At 36.2% G+C, this 22,579-nt stretch carries 24 protein-coding genes; 5 read left to right on the forward strand and 19 right to left on the reverse strand.

Annotated elements, in window-relative coordinates; all coding sequences use genetic code 11:
• Nucleotide 1: 1 nt before the first annotated feature.
• Genes STRUR_RS10315 through STRUR_RS10325 form a run of 3 tightly spaced genes read left to right on the forward strand, consistent with a single transcriptional unit; the run spans nt 2 to nt 1,032 of the window.
• On the forward strand, nt 2-226 hold the full coding sequence (locus tag STRUR_RS10315) for a hypothetical protein (RefSeq protein ID WP_006739806.1): 225 nt from the start codon (nt 2-4) through the stop codon (nt 224-226).
• On the forward strand, nt 210-497 hold the full coding sequence (locus STRUR_RS10320) for a hypothetical protein (protein ID WP_006740130.1): 288 nt from the start codon (nt 210-212) through the stop codon (nt 495-497). Before STRUR_RS10315 ends, STRUR_RS10320 begins: the two co-directional genes overlap by 17 nt.
• Nucleotides 490-1,032: a DUF6036 family nucleotidyltransferase gene (locus tag STRUR_RS10325; protein WP_006738598.1), complete on the forward strand. Its 543-nt coding sequence runs from the start codon at nt 490-492 to the stop codon at nt 1,030-1,032. The genes STRUR_RS10320 and STRUR_RS10325 overlap by 8 nt, the downstream gene beginning before the upstream one ends.
• A gap of 505 nt (nt 1,033-1,537) precedes the next feature.
• On the opposite strand, the gene STRUR_RS10330 is transcribed toward STRUR_RS10325, so the two are convergent.
• The 5 genes from STRUR_RS10330 to pbp1b all read right to left on the reverse strand — a co-directional run bounded on the left by STRUR_RS10330 (nt 1,538) and on the right by pbp1b (nt 12,311).
• Nucleotides 1,538-1,912 (reverse strand): ATPase, T2SS/T4P/T4SS family, encoded by a 375-nt coding sequence (locus tag STRUR_RS10330; protein WP_006738938.1) that lies wholly within the window; start codon nt 1,910-1,912, stop codon nt 1,538-1,540.
• A 63-nt stretch (nt 1,913-1,975) separates the two neighbouring features.
• Nucleotides 1,976-2,338, reverse strand: a complete 363-nt coding sequence (locus tag STRUR_RS10335; protein ID WP_006739030.1) for a DUF1033 family protein — start codon at nt 2,336-2,338, stop codon at nt 1,976-1,978.
• A gap of 108 nt (nt 2,339-2,446) precedes the next feature.
• The gene (gene rpoC / locus STRUR_RS10340) at nt 2,447-6,082 is read right to left on the reverse strand and encodes a DNA-directed RNA polymerase subunit beta' (RefSeq protein WP_006739350.1); all 3,636 of its coding nucleotides are present in this window, start codon (nt 6,080-6,082) and stop codon (nt 2,447-2,449) included.
• 90 nt (nt 6,083-6,172) lie between these two features.
• The gene (gene rpoB / locus STRUR_RS10345; protein ID WP_006739278.1) at nt 6,173-9,733 is read right to left on the reverse strand and encodes a DNA-directed RNA polymerase subunit beta; all 3,561 of its coding nucleotides are present in this window, start codon (nt 9,731-9,733) and stop codon (nt 6,173-6,175) included.
• 265 nt (nt 9,734-9,998) lie between these two features.
• On the reverse strand, nt 9,999-12,311 hold the full coding sequence (gene pbp1b / locus STRUR_RS10350) for a penicillin-binding protein PBP1B (protein ID WP_037595799.1): 2,313 nt from the start codon (nt 12,309-12,311) through the stop codon (nt 9,999-10,001).
• Between the two features lie 93 nt (nt 12,312-12,404).
• On the opposite strand from pbp1b, the gene tyrS reads away from it, so the two are divergent.
• Entirely contained in the window at nt 12,405-13,664 is a 1,260-nt protein-coding gene (gene tyrS / locus STRUR_RS10355) for a tyrosine--tRNA ligase (protein WP_006739077.1), read from the forward strand.
• Between the two features lie 366 nt (nt 13,665-14,030).
• On the opposite strand, the gene STRUR_RS10360 is transcribed toward tyrS, so the two are convergent.
• From STRUR_RS10360 to STRUR_RS10415, 14 genes are all read right to left on the reverse strand, one after another.
• On the reverse strand, nt 14,031-14,381 hold the full coding sequence (locus STRUR_RS10360; RefSeq protein WP_006738990.1) for a DUF1492 domain-containing protein: 351 nt from the start codon (nt 14,379-14,381) through the stop codon (nt 14,031-14,033).
• Nucleotides 14,382-15,025: 644 nt separating this feature from the next.
• Nucleotides 15,026-15,829, reverse strand: a complete 804-nt coding sequence (locus STRUR_RS10365; RefSeq protein ID WP_006738541.1) for a hypothetical protein — start codon at nt 15,827-15,829, stop codon at nt 15,026-15,028.
• Between the two features lie 269 nt (nt 15,830-16,098).
• Nucleotides 16,099-17,733, reverse strand: coding sequence for a DNA primase family protein (locus STRUR_RS10370; protein ID WP_006740445.1), 1,635 nt, complete (start codon nt 17,731-17,733; stop codon nt 16,099-16,101).
• On the reverse strand, nt 17,708-18,256 hold the full coding sequence (locus tag STRUR_RS10375) for a hypothetical protein (protein ID WP_006739466.1): 549 nt from the start codon (nt 18,254-18,256) through the stop codon (nt 17,708-17,710). The genes STRUR_RS10370 and STRUR_RS10375 overlap by 26 nt, the downstream gene beginning before the upstream one ends.
• 1 nt (nt 18,257) lies before the next feature.
• Nucleotides 18,258-18,404 carry a hypothetical protein gene (locus STRUR_RS11780; RefSeq protein ID WP_006739871.1) on the reverse strand — a complete coding sequence of 49 codons (147 nt, stop codon included), beginning with the start codon at nt 18,402-18,404 and terminating at the stop codon, nt 18,258-18,260.
• Nucleotides 18,391-18,555: a hypothetical protein gene (locus STRUR_RS10380; RefSeq protein WP_006740352.1), complete on the reverse strand. Its 165-nt coding sequence runs from the start codon at nt 18,553-18,555 to the stop codon at nt 18,391-18,393. The genes STRUR_RS11780 and STRUR_RS10380 overlap by 14 nt, the downstream gene beginning before the upstream one ends.
• Nucleotides 18,552-18,824, reverse strand: coding sequence for a hypothetical protein (locus STRUR_RS10385; protein ID WP_006740711.1), 273 nt, complete (start codon nt 18,822-18,824; stop codon nt 18,552-18,554). Before STRUR_RS10385 ends, STRUR_RS10380 begins: the two co-directional genes overlap by 4 nt.
• Nucleotides 18,825-18,826: 2 nt before the next feature.
• Nucleotides 18,827-19,177, reverse strand: coding sequence for an HTH domain-containing protein (locus STRUR_RS10390; RefSeq protein WP_006740000.1), 351 nt, complete (start codon nt 19,175-19,177; stop codon nt 18,827-18,829).
• Nucleotides 19,174-19,410, reverse strand: coding sequence for a hypothetical protein (locus STRUR_RS10395; RefSeq protein ID WP_006739397.1), 237 nt, complete (start codon nt 19,408-19,410; stop codon nt 19,174-19,176). Before STRUR_RS10395 ends, STRUR_RS10390 begins: the two co-directional genes overlap by 4 nt.
• Nucleotides 19,407-19,565: a hypothetical protein gene (locus tag STRUR_RS11785; protein WP_006739085.1), complete on the reverse strand. Its 159-nt coding sequence runs from the start codon at nt 19,563-19,565 to the stop codon at nt 19,407-19,409. The genes STRUR_RS10395 and STRUR_RS11785 overlap by 4 nt, the downstream gene beginning before the upstream one ends.
• Before the next feature lie 11 nt (nt 19,566-19,576).
• Nucleotides 19,577-19,771, reverse strand: a complete 195-nt coding sequence (locus tag STRUR_RS10400; RefSeq protein ID WP_006738623.1) for a hypothetical protein — start codon at nt 19,769-19,771, stop codon at nt 19,577-19,579.
• Complete coding sequence (locus STRUR_RS10405) at nt 19,768-20,046, reverse strand: hypothetical protein (RefSeq protein WP_006740326.1); 279 nt, start codon at nt 20,044-20,046, stop codon at nt 19,768-19,770. The genes STRUR_RS10400 and STRUR_RS10405 overlap by 4 nt, the downstream gene beginning before the upstream one ends.
• Nucleotides 20,047-20,282: 236 nt before the next feature.
• Entirely contained in the window at nt 20,283-20,948 is a 666-nt protein-coding gene (locus STRUR_RS10410) for a BRO-N domain-containing protein (protein WP_006739865.1), read from the reverse strand.
• Nucleotides 20,949-20,996: 48 nt separating this feature from the next.
• On the reverse strand, nt 20,997-21,194 hold the full coding sequence (locus STRUR_RS10415; RefSeq protein WP_006739557.1) for a helix-turn-helix domain-containing protein: 198 nt from the start codon (nt 21,192-21,194) through the stop codon (nt 20,997-20,999).
• Between the two features lie 163 nt (nt 21,195-21,357).
• On the opposite strand from STRUR_RS10415, the gene STRUR_RS10420 reads away from it, so the two are divergent.
• Complete coding sequence (locus STRUR_RS10420; RefSeq protein WP_006738794.1) at nt 21,358-21,954, forward strand: helix-turn-helix domain-containing protein; 597 nt, start codon at nt 21,358-21,360, stop codon at nt 21,952-21,954.
• The last annotated feature ends 625 nt before the right edge of the window (nt 21,955-22,579 follow it).

The raw sequence follows: 22,579 nt of genomic DNA on the forward strand, positions 1-22,579 counted from the left end.
CATGGGCAATACGATTGAATTTGAAACAGTCTTAGATGGTACTCCTATCTATGTTCGGTCTGTTAACGATGATGTGATAGAGCAAAGATACAATCAAGAAACAGCTAAAAGCATTCAGCATACGGATAGAATGCTTACAGAAGGAACACTTTATCCTATATCAGAAGACATCAATAGTTATTGGGAGAAGTTGATGGAGGAAATTCGCAATGACAACTTGGTATGATTATATGGTTCGTGCCAGCGAACATGCTAAAAAAGATGGCGATTTATGGTTTCGCTATCTCTACAAGGTTATTCAAGATGGCGAAACCAAACTAACAGCTGATGATGTTGAGCAATTACTAAAGAATCCAAATGTAACGCTATTCCAAAAAATAACTTTGCAAGATGCTTTAACCGAAGGCACACATACACGAGAGCATGTCTTACAAGCTAATCGTAAGACACAGCCTAAAGATATTTTAAAGCTATTTAGAGAAGGGAATTATGGATAAGAAAGTCTTGTTTGAAGCTCTCAATACTGAACTAGCCAAAGAAAATATTACACTTGAGATTATCTGTGTAGGTGGATTTGTTCTTGAGTATTATGATTTACGAGGAACACAAGATATAGATGCCTTTTATCAAGAAGATGCTAAAATCAGAAGTATTATCAAAAAAGTTGGCGATGATTTTGGAGTAAATGAACCTGACGAACTGTGGCTAAATAATAACGTTGCAAATCTGAATAAAATACCGCCACGTTCTATCTGTACAAAAGCATTTAGTTACTCAAATTTGACTGTTCTTGTACCGCCCTTATCCTATATTCTTGGGATGAAATTAGATAGTGGGCGAGATAGGGATAGACAAGATGCAGGCGATATTATTAAGTTGGCTAAAATTCGCTCTATAAAAGAGGTTATCAATAAACTCAAAGAATATGGTTTTCAGCCTGACCTTTCTCTGATTTTAGAAGTCTTTGAGATAGCTTATGGTGTGGAATGGTTGGCAGAGTATATGTTTGAACATCCTGATGAATTGAGATAAAACAAAAGACGATTTCCATTCGGAAGTCGCCTTTTTTATTTTTTCTAACAGATACTACATCTTGTGGTTCGTGTAAACTGATATATAGTTCCCAAATTTTTTATTATATGTGGAGTCAAGAGATGAAGGATTTTATTACATTAAATACAATTACAAGGTTAGTAGTCTCTCAAAATTTGAGAGTTTCAATTTAGATTTTATTATTTATAAAAGTAATAAGATATTTTAAGACTATTGGAATTATACTATATTAATTTTCTTTATCCAGATAATTATGATATATTTATATAATAATATTGAAAGCTTTACTAGTGAACTAGATAATATCTTGAAGACTAATGGAGTGTAGAAATTTTATATAAATTTTTGTACAAAATAACTTTGCAACTGAAAGAGACCTAAACTCACATATATTAACGAATTACAGGTTTGTACAATATTGCAATTTTTCATAATACTCCAACTGGTCCTGAAAATAAATATAACCCTCTACTTTTAATCGCTGTTAACAGTCGATTTCTATTATCAAACCAATAATATAAATCTTTATCTTTTTATGTAGTAATCGGATAACAAGACTTTCTCTATTTTGATAATCGCCAACACTAGAAAGTCTTAGTGAAACCTTTTCTTCTCCATAAAAATAGTCACATGAACCAATTTGGATACGTCGTTTTTCTCCAATATTCATTCCTGAGACAAATTTAAAGTGACTAATAATACTAGCCATGCTATCACACTGATGAACACTAACAAGTCTCCTCTCATCATTAATTCGCATTAGTAAATTATAGTTATTATCTTTAGGAATCATATAAATATCTTGTGCATCTAATCTTATTGCTTCAAATATGATTTCCTTTGCTAAATTTTGAACCACCTAAATCCTCCTCATAATACTATTCGAAAACAAAATAAAAAAACCATAGTAAATATGGTTTTTTTATTTTATAGCACAGCTTGATGGAGAAGTTGCTTTATTGTTAAATTGTTTATACTTCACTTGATATAACTCTTTGTCGATAATGTTATTATCTTTTAATAATAAAATTGAATGATATTGTTGTAAATATTCATCACATTCTTCACACCAGCGTTGTTCTTTTTGATTCCAAAAAGTGGCTAGCAAATCCTCACGACTATAAAAATTTAAATACTTTTGTTTTAGGCTTTCCCACTCATTTTCAAAAGAATCAAAAGCGAGTTCGAAAGAATCAAATTCGAGTTTTTCAATAATATCATCTTCCCAGCCTTCTATGAACCACCATGGCTCCCAGTCTCCATATAATTTTATTACTTGATACATATTTTCTACCAGTTCCTTAACTGGTTCTATTATATATAAATTTCTCTATTTTTGACATCAATCTGCTCACAGAAAAAGACTATCTGATTTACAGATAGTCTTTTTTTATTAGTTATTTTCGGTTGAAACTGTTTCTTTAACAGTTTCATATTCAATAATTTCAACATCATTAATGGCTTGTGGTTCAATATTACGGTATCTAGCCATGCCAGTACCAGCTGGAATAATTTTACCAATGATAACATTTTCTTTAAGACCAAGCAAGTGATCTTTCTTACCACGAATAGCTGCATCTGTAAGAACACGAGTTGTTTCTTGGAATGATGCTGCTGATAAGAATGAATTTGTTTCAAGGGAAGCTTTTGTAATACCCATAAGGACTGGACGACTTGTTGCAGGAATACCACCTGAAATCAAGATCTCTTTATTTGCATCTGTAAAGTCAGCAATATCCATTAAAGTTCCTGGAAGAAGATCTGTATCACCTGGATCCATGACACGTACTTTACGTAACATTTGACGTACCATAACTTCAACGTGTTTGTCACCAATTTCTACCCCTTGGCTACGGTATACTTTTTGAACTTCAGCAAGTAGATAAGTTTCAACTGATAAAGTATCACGAACTTCAAGTAAACGTTTAGGTTGGATTGAACCTTCAGTAAGTGCTGCACCACGGTTTACTTCATCTCCGACTTCAACCTTCATACGTGATGTAAATGGAACAACGTATTCACCATTTCCAGTTTTACCTTCAACAAAGACTTTCTTAGTACGAGTCGAAGCATCTTCTTCAATATCAACAACAGTACCTTTGACTTCTGTGATAACTGCTTCCCCTTTAGGGTTACGTGCTTCAAAGATTTCTTGGATACGTGGAAGACCTTGAGTGATATCGGTATTAGAAGCAACACCACCCGTATGGAATGTACGCATTGTAAGCTGTGTACCTGGTTCACCAATTGATTGTGCTGCGATAGTACCCACTGCTTCACCAACTTCAACTGCATCACCAGTTGCTAAGTTAATACCATAGCAATGACGACATACACCATGACGAGTTGCACATGTAAATACTGAACGGATGGTGACTTCTTCAATACCAGCTTCTACAATTTTACATGCAGTATCTTCTGTAATCAATTGATCAGCTGCAATGATGAGTTCACCAGTTTCAGGATGCTTAACAGATTTACGTGTATAACGTCCTTGTAGGCGTTCTTCAAGTGTTTCTGTTACTTCTTTACCATCAGTGATAGCACGAATAACTAAACCACGATCTGTTCCACAGTCATCTTCACGGATAATAACATCTTGCGCAACATCAACCAAACGACGTGTAAGGTAACCAGAGTCAGCGGTTTTAAGAGCGGTATCGGTCATACCTTTACGTGCACCGTGAGTAGAGAAGAACATTTCCAAGACACTAAGACCTTCACGGAAGTTTGACAAGATTGGCAATTCCATGATACGGCCATTAGGTGCTGCCATCAAACCACGCATACCGGCAAGTTGTGAGAAGTTTGAGATATTACCACGGGCACCTGAGTCCATCATCATAACGATAGGATTCTTAGGATCTTGTGTTTCAATCAGACGTTTTTCGAGAGCTTCTTTAGCTTCACGCCAAGTTGTTGTAACAGCAATATAGCGATCTTCTTCTGTGACCAAACCACGACGGAAGGCTTTGTTGATTTCTTCAACTTTGTGGTGAGCTGCTTCAATAATCTCTGCTTTATTATCAATTACTGGAATATCTGCAATACCCACTGTTAATCCAGCAAGTGTTGAATGATAGTAACCTAAATCTTTCAAGCGGTCAAGGAAAGCAGATGTTTCTGTAGTACGGAAACGTTTAAAGGTTTCTGCAATAATATTTCCAAGATTTTTCTTTTTAAATGGAATATTAATTGTCAAACCATCGATAACTGTTTGAATATCTTGACCAGGCTCTAAGAAGTATTTGTCTGGTGTTTTCTCAGTTAAATTAGCATTATTTGGTTCTTGTAAGTATGGTAGATCATCTGGCATGATGTCATTAAAGAGAATCTTACCAACTGTTGTTACCATAATCTTATGTTTTTGTTGGTCTGTCCAAGGTTTATTCGGCATAGAATCAACCGCAATACCAACACGACTATGCAAGTGAGCAAAACCATTGCGATAAGCCATAACCGCTTCGTCACGATCTTTAAAGATCATACCTTCGCCTTCACGACCAGCGTCTTCCATTGTTATATAATAGTTACCAAGCACCATATCTTGAGATGGTGTAACAACAGGTTTACCGTCTTTAGGGTTAAGGATATGTTCTGCGGCAAGCATCAATAAACGTGCTTCTGCTTGTGCTTCTTCAGATAACGGAACGTGGATGGCCATTTGGTCCCCATCGAAATCGGCATTATAAGCTTCACAAACAAGCGGGTGAAGACGAAGTGCTTTACCATCAATAAGAACAGGTTCAAATGCTTGAATACCTAATCTGTGAAGAGTAGGTGCGCGGTTAAGAAGAACTGGATGTTCTTTAATCACTTCTTCAAGAATATCCCAAATACGTTCATCTCCACGTTCAACCATACGTTTAGCAGCTTTAACGTTACCTGCATATTCACGCGCTACAATTTCACGCATTACAAATGGTTTGAACAGTTCGATAGCCATTTCACGGGGCACACCACATTGATACATTTTAAGTGTTGGCCCAACGGCGATAACTGAACGTCCTGAGAAGTCAACACGTTTACCAAGCAAGTTTTGACGGAAACGACCTTGTTTACCTTTAAGCATGTGGCTCAAAGATTTAAGCGGACGACTACCTGGTCCAGTAATTGGACGACCACGACGGCCATTATCAATAAGCGCATCAACTGCTTCTTGCAACATACGTTTTTCATTTTGCACAATAATGCCAGGAGCGTTTAGCTCTAAAAGACGAGCAAGACGGTTATTACGGTTAATCACACGACGGTAAAGGTCATTCAAGTCAGAAGCAGCAAAACGGCCACCGTCCAATTGAACCATTGGACGAAGATCCGGTGGAATAACTGGTAAGATGTTAAGAACCATCCATTCAGGTTTGTTTCCAGATTTGCTAAAAGCATCTAATACATCTAAACGACGGACAGCTTTTACGCGTTTTTGTCCAGTTGCTGATTTTAATTCTTCTTTTAATTCAGCAATTTCTTTTTCAAGATCTACACGTTTTAAAAGATCTTGAATAGCTTCTGCACCCATTTTAGCAACAAATGAACCATGTCCATACTCTTGTAATTTTTCACGGTATTCACGTTCTGTTAGAAGTGATTTTGGTTCAAGGGGTGTATCCATAGGATCAATCACCACATAGGCTGCAAAATAGATTACTTCTTCTAGTGCACGTGGACTCATATCCAAAGTAAGTCCCATACGAGATGGAATTCCTTTAAAGTACCAGATATGTGATACAGGGGCTTTTAATTCAATATGTCCCATACGTTCACGACGTACTTTTGCGCGTGTAACTTCAACACCACAACGGTCACAGACGATACCTTTATAACGGATACGTTTGTATTTACCACAAGCACATTCCCAGTCTTTTGTTGGGCCAAAGATGACTTCATCAAATAGTCCCTCACGTTCTGGTTTGAGCGTACGGTAGTTGATAGTTTCAGGTTTTTTAACTTCACCATAAGACCAAGAGCGGACTTTATTTGGTGATGCTAATGTGATTTGCATACTTTTAAAACGATTTACGTCAACCACTAGTATTACCTTTCTTCGTTTTATCATAACAAGTCAACTAGAGTCTATGACTCTAGCTCTTGTTTTTACTTATCATCAGTTACAATCAGATTAATTTTCTTCACTTGTTTCGACGACTTCTGTTGGTTCTTTTGTTTCACGTGCTTTTTCAAGATCATCAACGTGCATCACATCGTCATCTTCACCTTCGTCAAGATCACGAAGTTCAACCTCGTTATCATCTTCATCAAGGACACGCATATCAAGACCAAGTGATTGCAATTCTTTTACAAGAACACGGAATGATTCTGGAACACCTGGTTTTGGAATTGGTTTACCTTTTGTAATAGCTTCATAAGCTTTTAGACGGCCAGTAACGTCGTCAGATTTGTAAGTCAAGATTTCTTGAAGAACATTTGATGCACCATAAGCTTCAAGTGCCCAAACCTCCATCTCACCAAAACGTTGTCCACCAAACTGTGCTTTACCACCTAAAGGTTGTTGTGTAACAAGTGAGTATGGTCCAACTGAACGCGCATGAAGTTTATCATCGACCATGTGATGAAGTTTAATCATGTACATGACACCAACTGAAACACGGTTGTCAAATGGCTCACCAGTACGGCCATCATAAAGGACAGTCTTAGCATCGCTATCCATACCAGCTTCTTGAACTGTTTCCCATAAATCTTCAGATGTTGCACCATCAAAGACAGGTGTTGCAATGTGGATACCTAAATTACGGGCAGCCATACCTAAGTGAAGCTCCATAACTTGTCCGATATTCATACGTGAAGGCACACCAAGTGGATTTAACATGATATCAACTGGTGTTCCATCTGGTAAATATGGCATATCTTCAACTGGAACAATACGAGAAACAACCCCTTTGTTTCCGTGACGACCGGCCATCTTATCACCGACTTTGATTTTACGTTTTTGTGCAATGTAAACACGAACAAGCATATTTACGCCTGATTGCAATTCATCACCATTGGCACGAGTAAAGATTTTAACATCTCGCACAATACCATCACCACCGTGTGGTACACGCAGTGAAGTATCACGAACTTCACGGGATTTATCACCAAAGATAGCATGTAACAAGCGTTCTTCTGCAGATAAATCTTTTTCACCTTTAGGTGTTACTTTACCAACTAAAATATCTCCCTCGCTGACTTCAGCACCGATACGGATAATACCCATTTCGTCTAAGTCTTTAAGAGCTTCTTCACCAACATTTGGAATTTCGCGTGTGATTTCTTCAGGCCCAAGCTTTGTATCACGTGTTTCTGATTCAAATTCTTCTAAGTGAACTGAAGTATAAACATCTTCTTTAACAAGACGTTCACTCATAATGACCGCATCCTCGAAGTTATAGCCTTCCCAAGTCATATAGGCAACAACTGGGTTTTGTCCAAGGGCCATTTCACCACTTTCCATAGATGGTCCATCAGCAATAAAATCACCTTCTTCAACAATATCTCCAACTTTTACAAGTGTACGTTGGTTATAGGCAGTACCTGAGTTTGAACGACGGAATTTAGTAACATGGTAAACATCTAAAGAACCATCTTCGCGACGTACTTCAACTTTTTCAGCATCTGAGAAGATAACTTTACCAGCATGTTGAGCAATTACTGCTGCTCCTGAATCATGAGCAGCTTGATATTCCATACCAGTACCAACAAATGGTGCTTTTGGATCAATTAACGGAACAGCCTGACGTTGCATGTTGGCACCCATGAGGGCACGATTTGAGTCATCGTTTTCCAAGAAAGGAATACATGCTGTAGCGACAGCAACTACTTGCTTAGGAGAAACATCCATGAAATCTGCTGCATGTGCAGAATATTCTTGGTTGACCCCTTGATGACGACCCATCACAATTTCATCAGCAAATTTACCATCTTCTGTTAGTGGAGAATTTGCTTGTGCTACTGTGTACTCATCTTCTTCATCTGCAGTTAACCATTGGATTTCATTTGTGACAACACCTGTTTCACGGTTCACTTTACGGTATGGTGTTTGAATAAAACCATATTTATTTAAATGTCCATAAGATGATAAGTTGTTAATCAAACCAATGTTTGGTCCTTCAGGAGTTTCAATTGGACACATACGACCATAATGAGTGTAATGCACGTCACGAACTTCATAACCAGCACGGTCACGTGTCAAACCTCCAGGTCCTAAGGCTGAAAGACGACGTTTATGAGATAACTCAGAAAGCGGATTATGTTGGTCCATGAACTGTGATAATTGAGAAGAACCAAAGAATTCTTTAACAGCTGCAGTTACCGGACGGATATTAATAATTTGTTGAGGTGTTAGAACATCATTATCTTGAACTGACATACGTTCACGAACATTTCTTTCCATACGTGCAAGACCAATACGAAACTGGTTAGCAAGTAATTCACCAACAGCACGAATACGACGATTACCTAAATGGTCAATATCGTCCACTTTTCCAAGCCCTTCAGCAAGGTTTAGGAAATATGACATTTCAGCTAAAATATCAGCTGGTGTTAATGCACGAACTTTGTCATCTGGATTAGCATTCCCAACAATTGTAACAACACGATCTGGATCAGTTGGAGCGACAACTTTGAATTTTTGAAGAACAACTGGTTCAGTCACAACAGCATAATCATTTGGTGTATAGACGAAACTATTTAAACCATTATCAAGTTGTTCTGAAATAGAATCAATCACATCGTGAGTCATTTCAGTACCAGCTTCAACAAGGATTTCTCCAGTTTCACCGTCAACAAGATTTTCAGCAATAACTTGATTTAATAAACGTGTTTTAATATTTAATTTTTTGTTGATTTTATAACGTCCAACAGCCGCCAAGTCATAGCGACGTGCATCAAAGAACCGTGCAATCAGTAAACTACGTGAACTGTCAGCTGTTTTTGGTTCACCTGGGCGAAGACGTTCATAAATTTCTTTCAAAGCTTCATCAGTACGTGAATCTGATGGATTTTTATGAATATCTTTTTCAATAGTATTGCGAACAAGCTCACTATCCCCAAAGATATCAACAATTTCATCATCACCTGAGAAACCTAAGGCACGAACTAAAGTTGTAAAAGGAATTTTACGCGTCCGGTCAATACGTGTATAAGCGATATCCTTAGCATCTGTTTCAAGTTCTAGCCATGCACCACGGTTAGGAATTACTGTTGAGCCATATCCAACTTTGCCATTTTTATCAACTTTGTCATTAAAATAAACGCCAGGAGAGCGAACAAGTTGAGAAACAATAATACGTTCACCACCATTGATAATAAACGTTCCCATTTCCGTCATAATTGGGAAATCACCAAAGAAAACTTCTTGTGTTTTAATTTCACCAGTTTCTTTGTTTACTAAACGGAAAGTGACAAAAATAGGTGCTGAGTAGCTAGCATCGTGAATACGAGCTTCTTCAAGGGTGTATTTTGGTTCTTTGAATTCATAGCCAACAAACTCAAGTTCCATAGTATCAGTGAAGTTTGAAATTGGTAAAACATCTTCAAAAACTTCTTTCAATCCTGATTCAAGGAAATCTTGGAATGAGTCAGTTTGAATTTCAATTAAATTTGGTAAATCAAGAACCTCTTTGATTCTTGAAAAGCTTCGACGTGTACGGTGTTTTCCGTACTGAACTTCATGTCCTGCCAAGTTTTTAGCTCCTTCTCTATTTAACTGTTTGCATCAGCAAACGACAACTAATTTTCATTTGCCCTAAATGTGAATTTTTAGAATCTTTAAATATTCATGACAAAGCAAAATATTTTGAAAAATAGGCACAAAAAGAGCAGCTAAATCTGACTGTATTAGTTTGATTTAACTGCTGTTCTTCCTAGTTGGACAATATTTCAACTAGATTGGACGACAAATAGTTATTAATATTCTACACTATTTATTTTTCATTGTCAATTCTTTTTTATTTGCCAACTAAACTTGCCCAGGCTTTTTGATAGTCACTATCTGTTCCACCAATTCCGAATTTATAGGTCATTTTACCTGCACCATTTTTAGCCCAATAACTAGTCGTTTTCTCACCGCTTACGTTATAAGTTTTACCATTATAGTTAACTGTTCCTTCTTGAAGACCAGTTGACTTCAAGACATTTGATTTGATAACACTTGAATCTAGGCTAAATTTCTCACCACCAAAAGTTGAGCTATCTGCATTATTAATTGCATTAACCAAATGAGCCATATAATTAGCATTGTTTTTATAACCAGCCATTTTAGAAAGTGATGTATTATTATCATGACCAATCCAACCACCTAATGTTACGCGAGGTGTTGAGAGCATCAACCAAGCATCCGTATAATCATCAGTAGTACCAGTCTTACCAATCCAATCGGCTCCAGCTAAACCAGCGTTTAATGATTTTAAATCATCTCTAAACTGAGTTGTCGCACCAGAAGTAATCGGTCCTTTTAACAATTCTTGTAAAATAGTTGCCGCTGCTGGAGAGAATACTCTAACAGGATTATCCTTATGTTGATAAATGACCGTTCCATCTTCTGCTGTAATCTTATCAACCATGTATTGTTTTTTATAAACGCCATTATTAGCAATCATTTGGTAGGCATTGGTTTGTTGTGCTACTGAAACATCAACACCACCACCAAGTGGAAGACTTTCAATAGAATAATCACTGATACTACTATCGTAATTAATCTTAGTCATATAATCTTCAACATTGACACCTTTTTCTCTTAATAATTTGTAAGTCCAAAAGGCTGGAATGTTCCAAGACGTATTCAAAGCTTCTTGAAGTGTAATCATAGTTGTACCTTCATCACCAACGTGCATGATTTTTTGTCCACTTGAGAAAGTTGTTGGATAATTTGAAACAATACTTGCACTTCCCATTAAACCTTGGTCAATAGCTGGTCCATATGCAATGATTGGTTTTATACTTGAACCAGGTGATCTTTTAGTATCGAAAGCATGATTGTTTTGGTTAGTACTAAAATTACGTCCTCCAATTAAGCCTAAGATAGCACCTGATTTATTATCTGTTAAGACATTACCAACTTCGACAGAACCACTGCCATCATCTAATAAACCTCCATCTTTAGCTACTGCATTTTGCATAGCATTATAGATGGATTTGTTGATAGTAGTCGAAACAGTATAACCACCTTGTTGCAATGTTTGAATAGCTCTATCTTCATAAGATGCTTTTGTTTCATCATTTTTTAGGTCTTGAGCTGACACCTTATCTTTTTTCACCAGATAATTATACATAATATCTTTAGCCTCACTCATGACCTTGTAATAAAGATAATCATGATTGTTGACAGAAGCTGTTTCAGATGCTTTAAAGTCCTTTTTGATATCATAAGCTTTATAGCTATCATATTGGTCTTTAGTTAATACACCTGCACGATACATATTATACAAAACATTTTTTTGACGAGTAAGACCGTAACTCAAATCTTTATCCGATTTTAACTGACCACTTGCCAAGTAAGGTGAATATACAATTGGACTTTGTGGTAGTCCTGCTAAAAAAGCAGCTTGAGGAACCGTTAAATCTTTTGCAGAAACACCAAAGATACCTTGTGCAGCCTCTTCAACACCTGCAATATTTTGACCTTTATTGTTACGTCCAAAAGGAGAAACATTTAAATAGGTTGTTAAGATGTCATCTTTAGACATATAACGTTCTAAAGCTAAGGCATAGATAATTTCTTTTGATTTGCGTTTAAATGTTGGATCATCGCCTAGCACTTGCTGTTTTAATAATTGTTGCGTTAGGGTTGAACCACCACTTGACTCTCCAAGACCTAAAACAGAAGCTAATGTAGCTCTAACAACTGCTTTTGGAACGACGCCTTTATGCTTTTTAAAATTTTCATCCTCTGTGGAAATGATAGCATTTTTCATATTATCTGAAATGGCATCATTTTTGACAGGGGTTCTTAATAAATCGGTGTCAATCTCTGAAATTAAACTTTTATCTGAATAAGTCATTTTTGAAATCATGGATAAAGAACTAACTTCTTTTACCAATGTCTCTTTAGTTGGTACTTTTACAGAATCTACTTGACTAGCCAAGTATCCAAAAGCCATTCCGGCACCTAACATGGTAAATAATAAGATGATGACAAAAAAGAAATTAGTCATTAATTTTAATATTCTTAGGCCAATAGTTCCCAAATCAAAATGACTTAATTGGTCATTGTCCTTTTGATGCTGTGTCTCATGTTTTTGTTTCACTCTAAAATACCTCATTATCCATTATACCAAACTTTAGTAAAGCTTGCATTAGATGTGGCATTTTTGATATAATGTCATGTACTATTATAAAAGAATTGGAGAAAGCCGATGAATATATTTGAAGAACTCAAAGCTCGTGGCTTGGTCTTTCAAACGACCGATGAAGAAGCCCTTGTCAAAGCATTAACAGAAGGGCAAGTATCCTATTATACCGGCTATGACCCAACTGCAGATAGTCTTCATCTTGGTCACCTAGTTGCTATTTTAGCGTCACGCAGACTTCAACTTGCAGGGCATAAACCTTATGCATTAGTTGGAGGAGCAACTGGATTAATTGGCGATCCATCCTTCAAAGATGCAGAAAGAAGCTTACAAACAAAAGAGACGGTTCTTGACTGGTCACAAAAAATCAAAGATCAATTATCTCGTTTTTTAGATTTTGAAAACGGCGACAATAAGGCTGAATTGGTTAATAACTACGATTGGTTTTCAGATATCAGCTTTATCGACTTCCTTCGTGACGTGGGAAAATACTTTACTGTTAACTACATGATGAGTAAAGACTCTGTCAAAAAACGAATTGAAACAGGCATTTCCTATACAGAATTTGCTTACCAAATTATGCAAGGTTATGATTTTTATGAATTAAATGAAAAACATGATGTTAGTCTTCAAATTGGTGGTTCTGACCAATGGGGTAATATGACTGCTGGGACAGAGTTAATCAGACGTAAAGCAGAACGCACTGCACATGTTATGACAGTCCCCCTCATTACTGATGCCAGTGGTAAAAAATTCGGAAAATCAGAAGGAAATGCTGTATGGCTTGATGCTGACAAAACTTCACCTTACGAATTGTACCAATTTTGGTTAAATGTCATGGATGATGATGCTGTACGTTTCTTGAAAATCTTTACCTTCCTATCATTAGAAGAAATTGCAGAGATTGAAAAAGAATTCAATGCTGCAAGACACGAACGTCTAGCTCAAAAAATATTAGCTAAAGAAGTTGTAACTCTTGTTCATGGCGAAGATGCCTACAAACAAGCTTTGAATATTACTGAACAACTTTTCGCTGGAAATATAAGGAATCTCTCAGCAAGTGAGCTAAAACAAGGCTTAAGCAATGTTCCAAATTACACTGTCAAAAAAGAGGATAGTCTTAATATCGTTGATGTATTAGTTAGTGCAGCTATTTCTTCATCAAAACGTCAAGCACGTGAAGATGTGCAAAACGGAGCTATTTACATCAATGGTGCTCGCGTACAAGACTTAGAGTACTCTTTAGGCGATACTGACAAGATTGATGATCAATTAACGGTTATCCGTCGTGGTAAGAAAAAATATTTTGTACTGGACTTTAGCTAATCATATACTAGCATAGAACCCTTGGAACGTTGATATTGCAGGATTTCTGGAAAAACCTATCTCCTTACATTTTTACTTATTTTTATCAAAAGTCCACAAAAAGGGGAGTAAATTTTACGAGTTCAGCAGGCAAGAAACTAGCACCCAAAAGGTGCTTTTTTTGGTTTGGTATAATATAAACATACTTACTACATTGCACTAATCTTACTTTAGTTTGAAAGCTATCCCACTTTTGGGGTGACTTTTCTTTTGCTCCCAGACACGTTCTACAGGCGCTAAATCAAACTTAAAATACTGGTCTAGTATAATTACCCTCGGAAAGTCTTTGCGGTTGCTGTAGGCTATTAAGAACGTTGTTTATGAGGCTTAAAATTGATTGTGGCGCGTGAGTTGCTCTAAAGCCTTGTTATGATGTCTGAGTAGTGTTTGTCTTGGATAAAATAGCTTATCTGCTATATCAGCCCATTTGAGATTATTTATATAGCGTTCAGTCAGTATGTTACGCTGTAGTTTATCATCTAGGCTATTGATTAAATCTATGTCATCTTGTAAGTCTGCTTCTGCTTGCTCAATCTGTTTCAAGTCCTCTGTCTCAATACGTGCTAAATGCTCAGGCGATAACTTAACCAACTCCCTATCATGTTCCAAGGTTGCTTTCAAGTTCTCAATATACAAACGCTTATAATACATGTTTTTTAGTCTTTCTTTGATTTCCATTTTCTGTCTCCTGTGTTATAATATATGCATTGGCACAAAGCCAAAATAAATATAGAAAATGTTATGATATCAGTAGCGTTTCATATTTGAGGTTTGTGTGAGTAGGGCTTTTTTTGGGTCTATAGGTTCGTCCTATAGGCTTTTTTTATGCAATCTAAAAGCGGAACAAATAGAAAGTTAACTGATAAACAAAACACAATCAAAATAAGACTTTTCAAGGTTATATGACACCCCTTAAAAATCTGAAAAAATGGCGCGTGATACAAGCTAACACCTTGTCGTGGCTCTCCTATGGCTCATACACGGGGGCGGGGGTTAATTTAAACACTCGGATAATATAATTATACCCAAATCACTTAAAACGTCATACAGGGCATTTTAGGGGCTAATAATGACGTGCTAGAAAAATCAAAAACGGTTTTTTTTGCACAGAAGAGGGCAGCGTCCTTTAATCACGAACAAACATAGCCCCGTTAAAAAGTGTGTGGGGTACTTTCCGAATAATAAACAAGGGAAGCGCGTGTTTCTCTCGCTTCGCTCTTGGTTCGTTTCTCTATCCAAGCAAAAAGCCTACTGATAATCAGTAAGCTTCTTATCTTGCCTTTGCTGTCTCGTCTGTTGATACTATGATAACATACTTTGCTTTAATCTTCTTTGTTTAGATTTGTATTGTAATACTCTAAACCTTGATATTCATTGTCAATGTCTACAGACTTGAATAAGTCAATCGCTTCATCATCTAGCATATCAAGCGTTCTGATTGCTGTTTCACTATCTGCGTTCAATGGTTCATCACTTAACAAACGTTCTGCATAATCTAACAACTCACTCTCATATAATGCAACCTTGTTAATCAATTCCTCAAACGTTGCTTGTTCCTTTAGCTGTTCTGTTCGTTTGTCAATGTACTCATGAATAGTATCATCATACTCATAGCAGACAATCTCACGCGCTTCCTTGTCGTTGTCCTCTACTTCTTTAGCTAACTCTTGATATTGTGCCATCTCGTTTGATTGGTTATCCAAGTCACTTTCTTCCTCGATTGGCTTTGGTTGATAATGTAATTCATTATCTTCTAACATCATCAAGAAGCTTTCCAAACAATTGAAAACACTAAAAGCGATTGTTTCGAATTCTTCTTGTTTCTCTTCGGGAAGATAGCTCTTATAGTCTTTGGTCTGTAATAGCTCGGATAGTTCGCAAGTTTCTTCTACCCATGCTTTGAGTTCTGTTAGGGGCATTGGTGCTGTTGATTTGTTTGTGTTAGTCATATTAGTTACCTCTTTCATATTTTGATTGTTTGCTATTTGATAAGCTAGCTTGTAAATCTCTAGTGCTGTTGTTTTGTCACAATTAAAGTCGTTCATGATATGCTTAACTGCGTTAACCATACTGCTTATAAATGTCATAGGATTGTTATAAGTCATTTTCACATCTTGTTTATCCATTTTCTTAATTTACCTTTCTGATTTTTGGAACGTTTGGAAACTTCGTGGAACGTTTCTTTGTTCCTGATATCCCTTGTGTCCCAAGGCTTTGGCGCGTTTGTCACTTTTTTAACGTATAAATTATTTTTTCTTTTTTATACACTCTTTTTTTATTTATATGTATTTTATTATTAATGTACTAAATGTAAAAAATGTTCCAAAACCTTGGGGCTGTAAGATTAGCTCGTGGAACGTTAACAAATACGAATGTTCCAAGTGTTCCAAAAAAATTATTTATGTTTTGCGTTGTTATTCCAATATCCCCTATCTTTTTTGGATTTCTTGCGTTTCTCCGGTGTCTCTCTGCCGTTTGAATAGGTCGCAAGACTAGCATAGTCTGGTATATCCTCTTTAGGGTAAAAGCCTAAATGTAGTTGCCTACCTGCTGGAATAGTTCTTACACCAACTCTAATGTAAGGTGGTAAAATCTGCTTAATATCTCTGTGTAATCCTCTTTCAGTTTTAAAAAGCGATTGATTAAAATAATCTTGATACTGTTTCCAGCAATACCAAATAAAATCATTGGGAATAAATTCACTCGCCAAATCTTCTTTAAATGTCTTTTCAACAAAATCTAAAACAGGATTAATGTCCTTTTGGTGTTCGCCTAATAAAGTTTGAGACTGTTTGGGATTAATGTCTTCTAGCGGTGTTTCAATCGCTAACTTAACCAAATACTCTAGGACTTCTTTGCGATTGATATAATCTTTTTTGATAGCTGGGTTTGGTTTAACTTTAAATTTGCTTGAAAATGTCAAAATTCTAAACCGTCTGTCAATTGCTGATACATCACCATTCATACGTGGGAGACCGTTGGAAGATTGTACAACGGTCATATTTAACCTCAACGAATAAGGCTTTTTCCCTTTGTCCTCAATTGTCATAATATCACCAGTCGCAAGACTAAACATATCAGAGGTATCTTTGATAATAGCGTCTTTTTGGACATCATCACCAATAACTAACGATTTTCCAAGCAAAATAGAAGTGGTAAAACGGCTTTTATTTAAGTCTGTAATTTTAAGACTTGCAACGTTTTCCAAACCAACCAAATTTATTAGCAACTGTTGAAAAGTTCCTTTACCTGTTCCGCCCTCGCCGTACAACCAAAAAATTTTTTCTAGTGATTGACCTGTAACGCTCGCTTTAATAATTTGGATAGCAAGCTGGTACAATTCCTTATCACCGTCAAACAATTCTTTAAGCCAATCTGTCACTTTCCAACCGTTTATAGTTGGCTCTTTGGCATAAGGATTGTAGGCGGTTTTGATTTTTCTAGTGACAATGATTTGAGGATTGAAAGGCTCAAATTTGCCTGTTGCGTTGTTATAAAGTTGTCTGCCAATAGCTGTATACTCACCTTGTATTTTCTTGATTGGGCTTTTGTGTGCGATTTTGTAAAGCGTATCAAATGCTTGTTTTTCAGTAGCGTTTGGAAAAATAAGCATAATCAAATCTTGTAAGAATTCGTTATCCTCGGTGTAGATACCTTTGTCAGGGTGATAAAAGTACAAAGGCGCTTTCTGATTTTGTCCCTCTGGCTTAATACGTGTAAAGTGAATATATTTTTTTAAGATAATTGCAACGGCAAGAGGTGCGCTTGGAGTCGCTTTTTTACGCGCTTTCTCAGCGTATGCTCTTGTTGTCTTATCCTCTGCATTCTCATGCTCTAACATGTATTCTTGATAAGCACGGTTATAGGCATCACGTTTGATTTTTTCAACCTCATCAAATAACACGCTTTTTATATTTTTAAACGTTGTTAAATAATTGTCTTCCTGCTCCTCTGTGATTGGTGCCGACAACGGGATAGACGTTGAAACGTCTGGCACTTTTTCATCAAGCTGTTTCATAAATTCGCTCATTCAGTTCCTCCTTGAAAATCGTATTAATGGTGTTTAGAAAGCAGATATTAAGGTTATTGCTTTTGGTTAAGCTAGCATACAACTGTGTGATTTGCTCGTATGAATAGCCGTTTAGGTAGAATAACTTAACAAAGGCTATGATTTCTTCTTTGCTAAATAGTCCGTAAGCTATCCAATCAAACACAAGTCCCATAATAGGCAATGGACTTCCTGCTCTCTGTCTGTTCAGGTATTCATGTTCTAACTCGTCTAACACGTCCGCTAGCTTGTCTTGCACGCTTGCTATCTGATAATCTCTAGCAACCTGCCAACCGTCCTCTAAATAGCTTTCTAGGTCGTCTGTGGCGGTTACAGTTACCGTGATACCTTTATAGCTAAATGGCACTAGATAAAAGTCTGGTGGTTGGTAGTAGGTCATCATGACATGATTGTCTTTGGCTATGGTTCGTGTGGGATTGTCCTTTAGAAAGCCAAACAAAGGTAAAACTTGCTTATTGATTTGTAAGTTAATCAACTGGTACATACTAATACCCTCTTCTCCGTTTTTTCTTCAACTTTTTAAGTCTTTTTTGTTCTTCTTGCTGTTCCAATGTAGGGCGACGGTCTTTATAATGCTTCTCATTGTGATAATGTCCGCCACCTTGTGCAGGGTGTATATTATATCTTCCCATTATCCAACTCCTCTAAAATTTCAATAAGCTGTGGTATTTTTTGTTCAACTAATCGTAAAACTGCTTGACTAGTGTTCAAATTATCATCAACCAAAGCCACAGTTGCTAACGTCTGTAGGTCATTTAACTCTGGTATAATATCATCAATCATTTTTCTACTCCTAAAAATATTAAAATGTCATCAATTTTGTAAAATACAGTGCGCGTGCCTTCGATTGGTGGCATGTATCGTTTTAAACCTGCCTGCTCCCACCGTTGCAACGTGTTAAAGCTAACAGATAAGTCTGTTAGTAGTTCATCTTGTGTGATTAGTCCTAATGTTTTGGACTTTGGCTTGGTATAGGACTTTAGAAAACCAGATACCAGCTTCAGCACTTCCATTTTTAGGCTTTCTTCACTCTCTCTACTCAAACTAAACATACTTACACTCCCTCTAACAGTTTCTTGACAAGTTGCTTATATTCTTCTGGTTCAGCATTCATTAGCACATTTAAGCGTTTTTGTTCGTCTTGTAATTGATCGTAGAAAGATTTAGCGCCGTCTAGTAATTCAGCTTTATCTTCTGGGATAAAATAGCCACGATTAAAACCATGTCTAACACCAACAATAGGAATACCATACCTTGTGATTAGTTGGCTGATAATCTTCTGTACCGTTCTTTCCTCTAGTTTTAAGGTTAGGGCTATTTCTGCCCCTGTAGTTGGGTTCTCTGCCCCCACTTTGATTTGTCTTAACACGCGCTTATAATTTACTGGTAAAGTTGGAAGCTTCATTCAATCGTCTCTCTTTCTTTGCTGACTAGAATAATCTGACCTTTATCCCACATATCGAAGCAATCAGTCAAGATTTCCAATACTCGCTCTAATTGATTTTGTTCCTCGATACTGTAACAATCAAATTTATTTTCTAGCGAAAAATCAATCATAATATCCAAGGCTTCCGATAGGTTTTCTCCGAACTTTTCAGCCCTTACTTTAGCAAGATTGGCGCTTGTTTTATCTGTCATAACAATATTTCTCCTTTATCTAGCTTAGCAATCTGATTTTTAACCCATGCTCCCCTATCTTCTCGCTGTTCCAAGTGCTTGAATTCTTCCAATTCGGCAAACGTTACACGCTCATTGATAAGGTCAGCTATTTTATTTAATTCTTTATCTGTCATGGTCTGTCTCCTTAATTATAATAACGTCCCTGTGATTGAATATAAGCCCCATACCGTTCTTGAATATGGTTGTCAGGTATTTCTTCCTTAACTTCTTTTGGAGCTTCTACAGGCTTGATTTTGGCTATTTCAATGCCAATTAGAATAAGAATAGCTATAAGCACCAACTGCGCCCAAATTGGTAAATTAATTTCTTGGTATATCATGATTTAAGCCCCTCTAATTCTTTCTCGTTATCGCATTCTAACAATGCAAAGGAAACGTCATTTAATAGCTTATTGATTTGTCGGTTTTGCTCATAAGTAGTTGATAAAAACTTTCTGGCTAGCCAATCAAATTTTATTTCATCGCTGTTTTGAATAACTTCTAAAACCTCAATGTTGTTGTTAGTCATTTCTAGTCTATTCATGATATCCGATAAGCTATCACCAAAGTTTTTCAATTGCTCTGCTGTTAAATAGATTTTTATTTCTTGTTTCATAATTATTTTTCCTTGTCGCCTTTTAATGTTTTTTCTTGTATATACTTCCTTGTTGTTAGTTTTAAGAGTTTCCGCTCTCTGTCTGGACACAATAGTCTAACTTTGATAAAATTAAACTATATAAACTTTGCTAAAACCCTTTTAATAATGGCTTGCCTGCTTTTTATTAATCGTGTTTTATTTCCAACTTAAAGGCTTGTTAGAGTGGTGTCTGCTAAGCCTTTTTTTCTTTGCTTTCACGCGCCTTGTGAGAGCTTTTCTTTTTGTCTAAAGACCATTGTTTTTATCTCTTGATAGCTAAAATTCAGATTGATTAGAGCTATTGCCATGTCCTCTAATGCTTGATACTGCGCTAACTCAATACTATTCAAGCAATCGATACCAGTTTCACCGCCTCGCTTAGTGGTTAATTGTGTTTTGTTATAGCCCGTAACACCTTTTAGCAAAAGGTTGTAAACAGTAGAATAAGCCATTTTAGGGGCGTTCTCCCAACGGTTAATAACTTCGTTAAGCGCTAAACGTTTAGGTCTTTCTAACGCTCGTTGTAAACGGAAGTTAGCATTTTCTTTTTCTAATCCCTCTATATAGTCATATATCCAAGCCCTGAATACTTTTCCTTTTTCTGTTCGGGATAACATACCAATTTCAAATATGCCCCGTTTGTTAAATAAACGTGTTTCTTGGGTACCCCCCAAGCTGTGGGGTACCTTTGCAATAACTGAATATTCGTCACTTCTTAAATAGGAGTTACGTTCTAACATTCTTTCAATGCCCTTACGGTTCTTGTATCCAAACCCTTGGGCTAGCTGTTCGATAGTAACCAAGATTTCTCTATCTTTATTCAAATAAAAATCAATCTTGATTTTCCCAAATTCGCCTTTTTCCTTTTTAATAATTTGCATTTCTGACCTGCCTTTCTAGTCTTCTGCGTTCATCATATTCCACCTTCTCTAGTCTTCTGCATTCAATAGTTCGTCAATAGTAACACCTAAATAGTCAGCAACTTTTTGCAATGTTTTAATATCTGGGTGTTTTGTACGCTCATAATACAAAGCTGTTAAGGTACTTTTAGATATGCCCGTTGCTTTGTGGATGTCTGAAACCTTTTTACGTTGCTTTGCTAAAAGAATACGAAAATTATTTTTCATAGTCCAACAACTCCTTTTTTGTTTTTTTGTGTAAAAAAATAGCGTTAAGGCTAAATTTATACTCTTGATTATACACTACATTTTTATCATGTCAAGTAAAAAAATAAAAAAACTTGAAAAATATTAGCGTATAAGCTAAAATATTCTCCAAGGAGGGGTTTCTATGATTCGTAATAATTTAGCTAAATTGATGATTGATAGAGGAATTTCGGCTACCCAACTGTTTAATGATACTGGGATAGCACGCTCTACCATCTCAAAAATCTCAAATAACAATACAGATAAGATAAGTCTGCAAACTATTGACAAAATTTGTAACTACTTAGAAGTGAATCCTAGTGAGTTCTTTGACTTTTGGGCTTATGATGTAAGGATAAAGTGCGGTTTTAATAATTTTGAAAACCTATCAGAAGTAAAAGAATATTGGAAAACTTTCATAGAGTACTCTGAGCCGTGTTTTTTGCTAATAGAGTTTAGTAGAGGGAAAAATATAAAAAAACTTTTAGAGTATAAATTTAATTATAAGTATGAGTATGAGTATATACAGGGCATGCCTGACCCTGACGATACTGGTTACTTAGATAACGTTGAATTAGATACTAGTGTTTCTGAAACCTCTATATTTGACACTATGCCTATCCAATTTCAGAATGAACTAGTTGAACAAGTAAAAGAATTACTCTGCAAAACTTTTGATGTTTGGGAATTTTCACCAACTATTAAACATTTAGATGTTTTTATTTTAAATAATACCGACTAACCCACGCGCCAACATTTGCCAACATTTTGGCTTACAGTAGTGCTCAATTTTGGGCTTAACTATACAGGTATCCTTATCAGTCATACCCAAAATACGCTATGATTTTCTATGATTTCACCGTATATTTACAACCGTACCTGAAACTACACTTGTTACTGAATAAGTAGCGTTTATTTCAATATTTCGCTATTTCTATATTAAGGATTTGTAGTTAATTGCTCACATTTGCAACTATTCCCAAAAATGACAACGTTGAAACATTTGATTTACTACCATGCTATTTTGTCCGACATTTTCCAAGCAAATAACTGGTTAAGGACTTGACAAAACCTGACATATTTCCAGTACTGCTTTTTACTACATTCTTAAACTTATACACTCACATTTTCTTCCATTTCTTCTGTCCCTAAAAAGCATGAATGGTTTTATAGTCATACGCTCACAAATGCAACTAAAACAATGGTTACCGCTGTTTTAGGGACTTGCAAAAATTCATGTTTTTTCATATTGGCTACCTCAAAAAACCTCAAATATTTCCATTATGGAAACTACTAAAAATTACTAAATTCGATTGTATATAGCTTTTATTCCAACATTTTCTGATATGGAGTGCCGTTTTGTTACG

Source organism: Streptococcus urinalis 2285-97 (assembly GCF_000188055.2).
GTDB classification, from domain to species: Bacteria; Bacillota; Bacilli; order Lactobacillales; family Streptococcaceae; genus Streptococcus; species Streptococcus urinalis.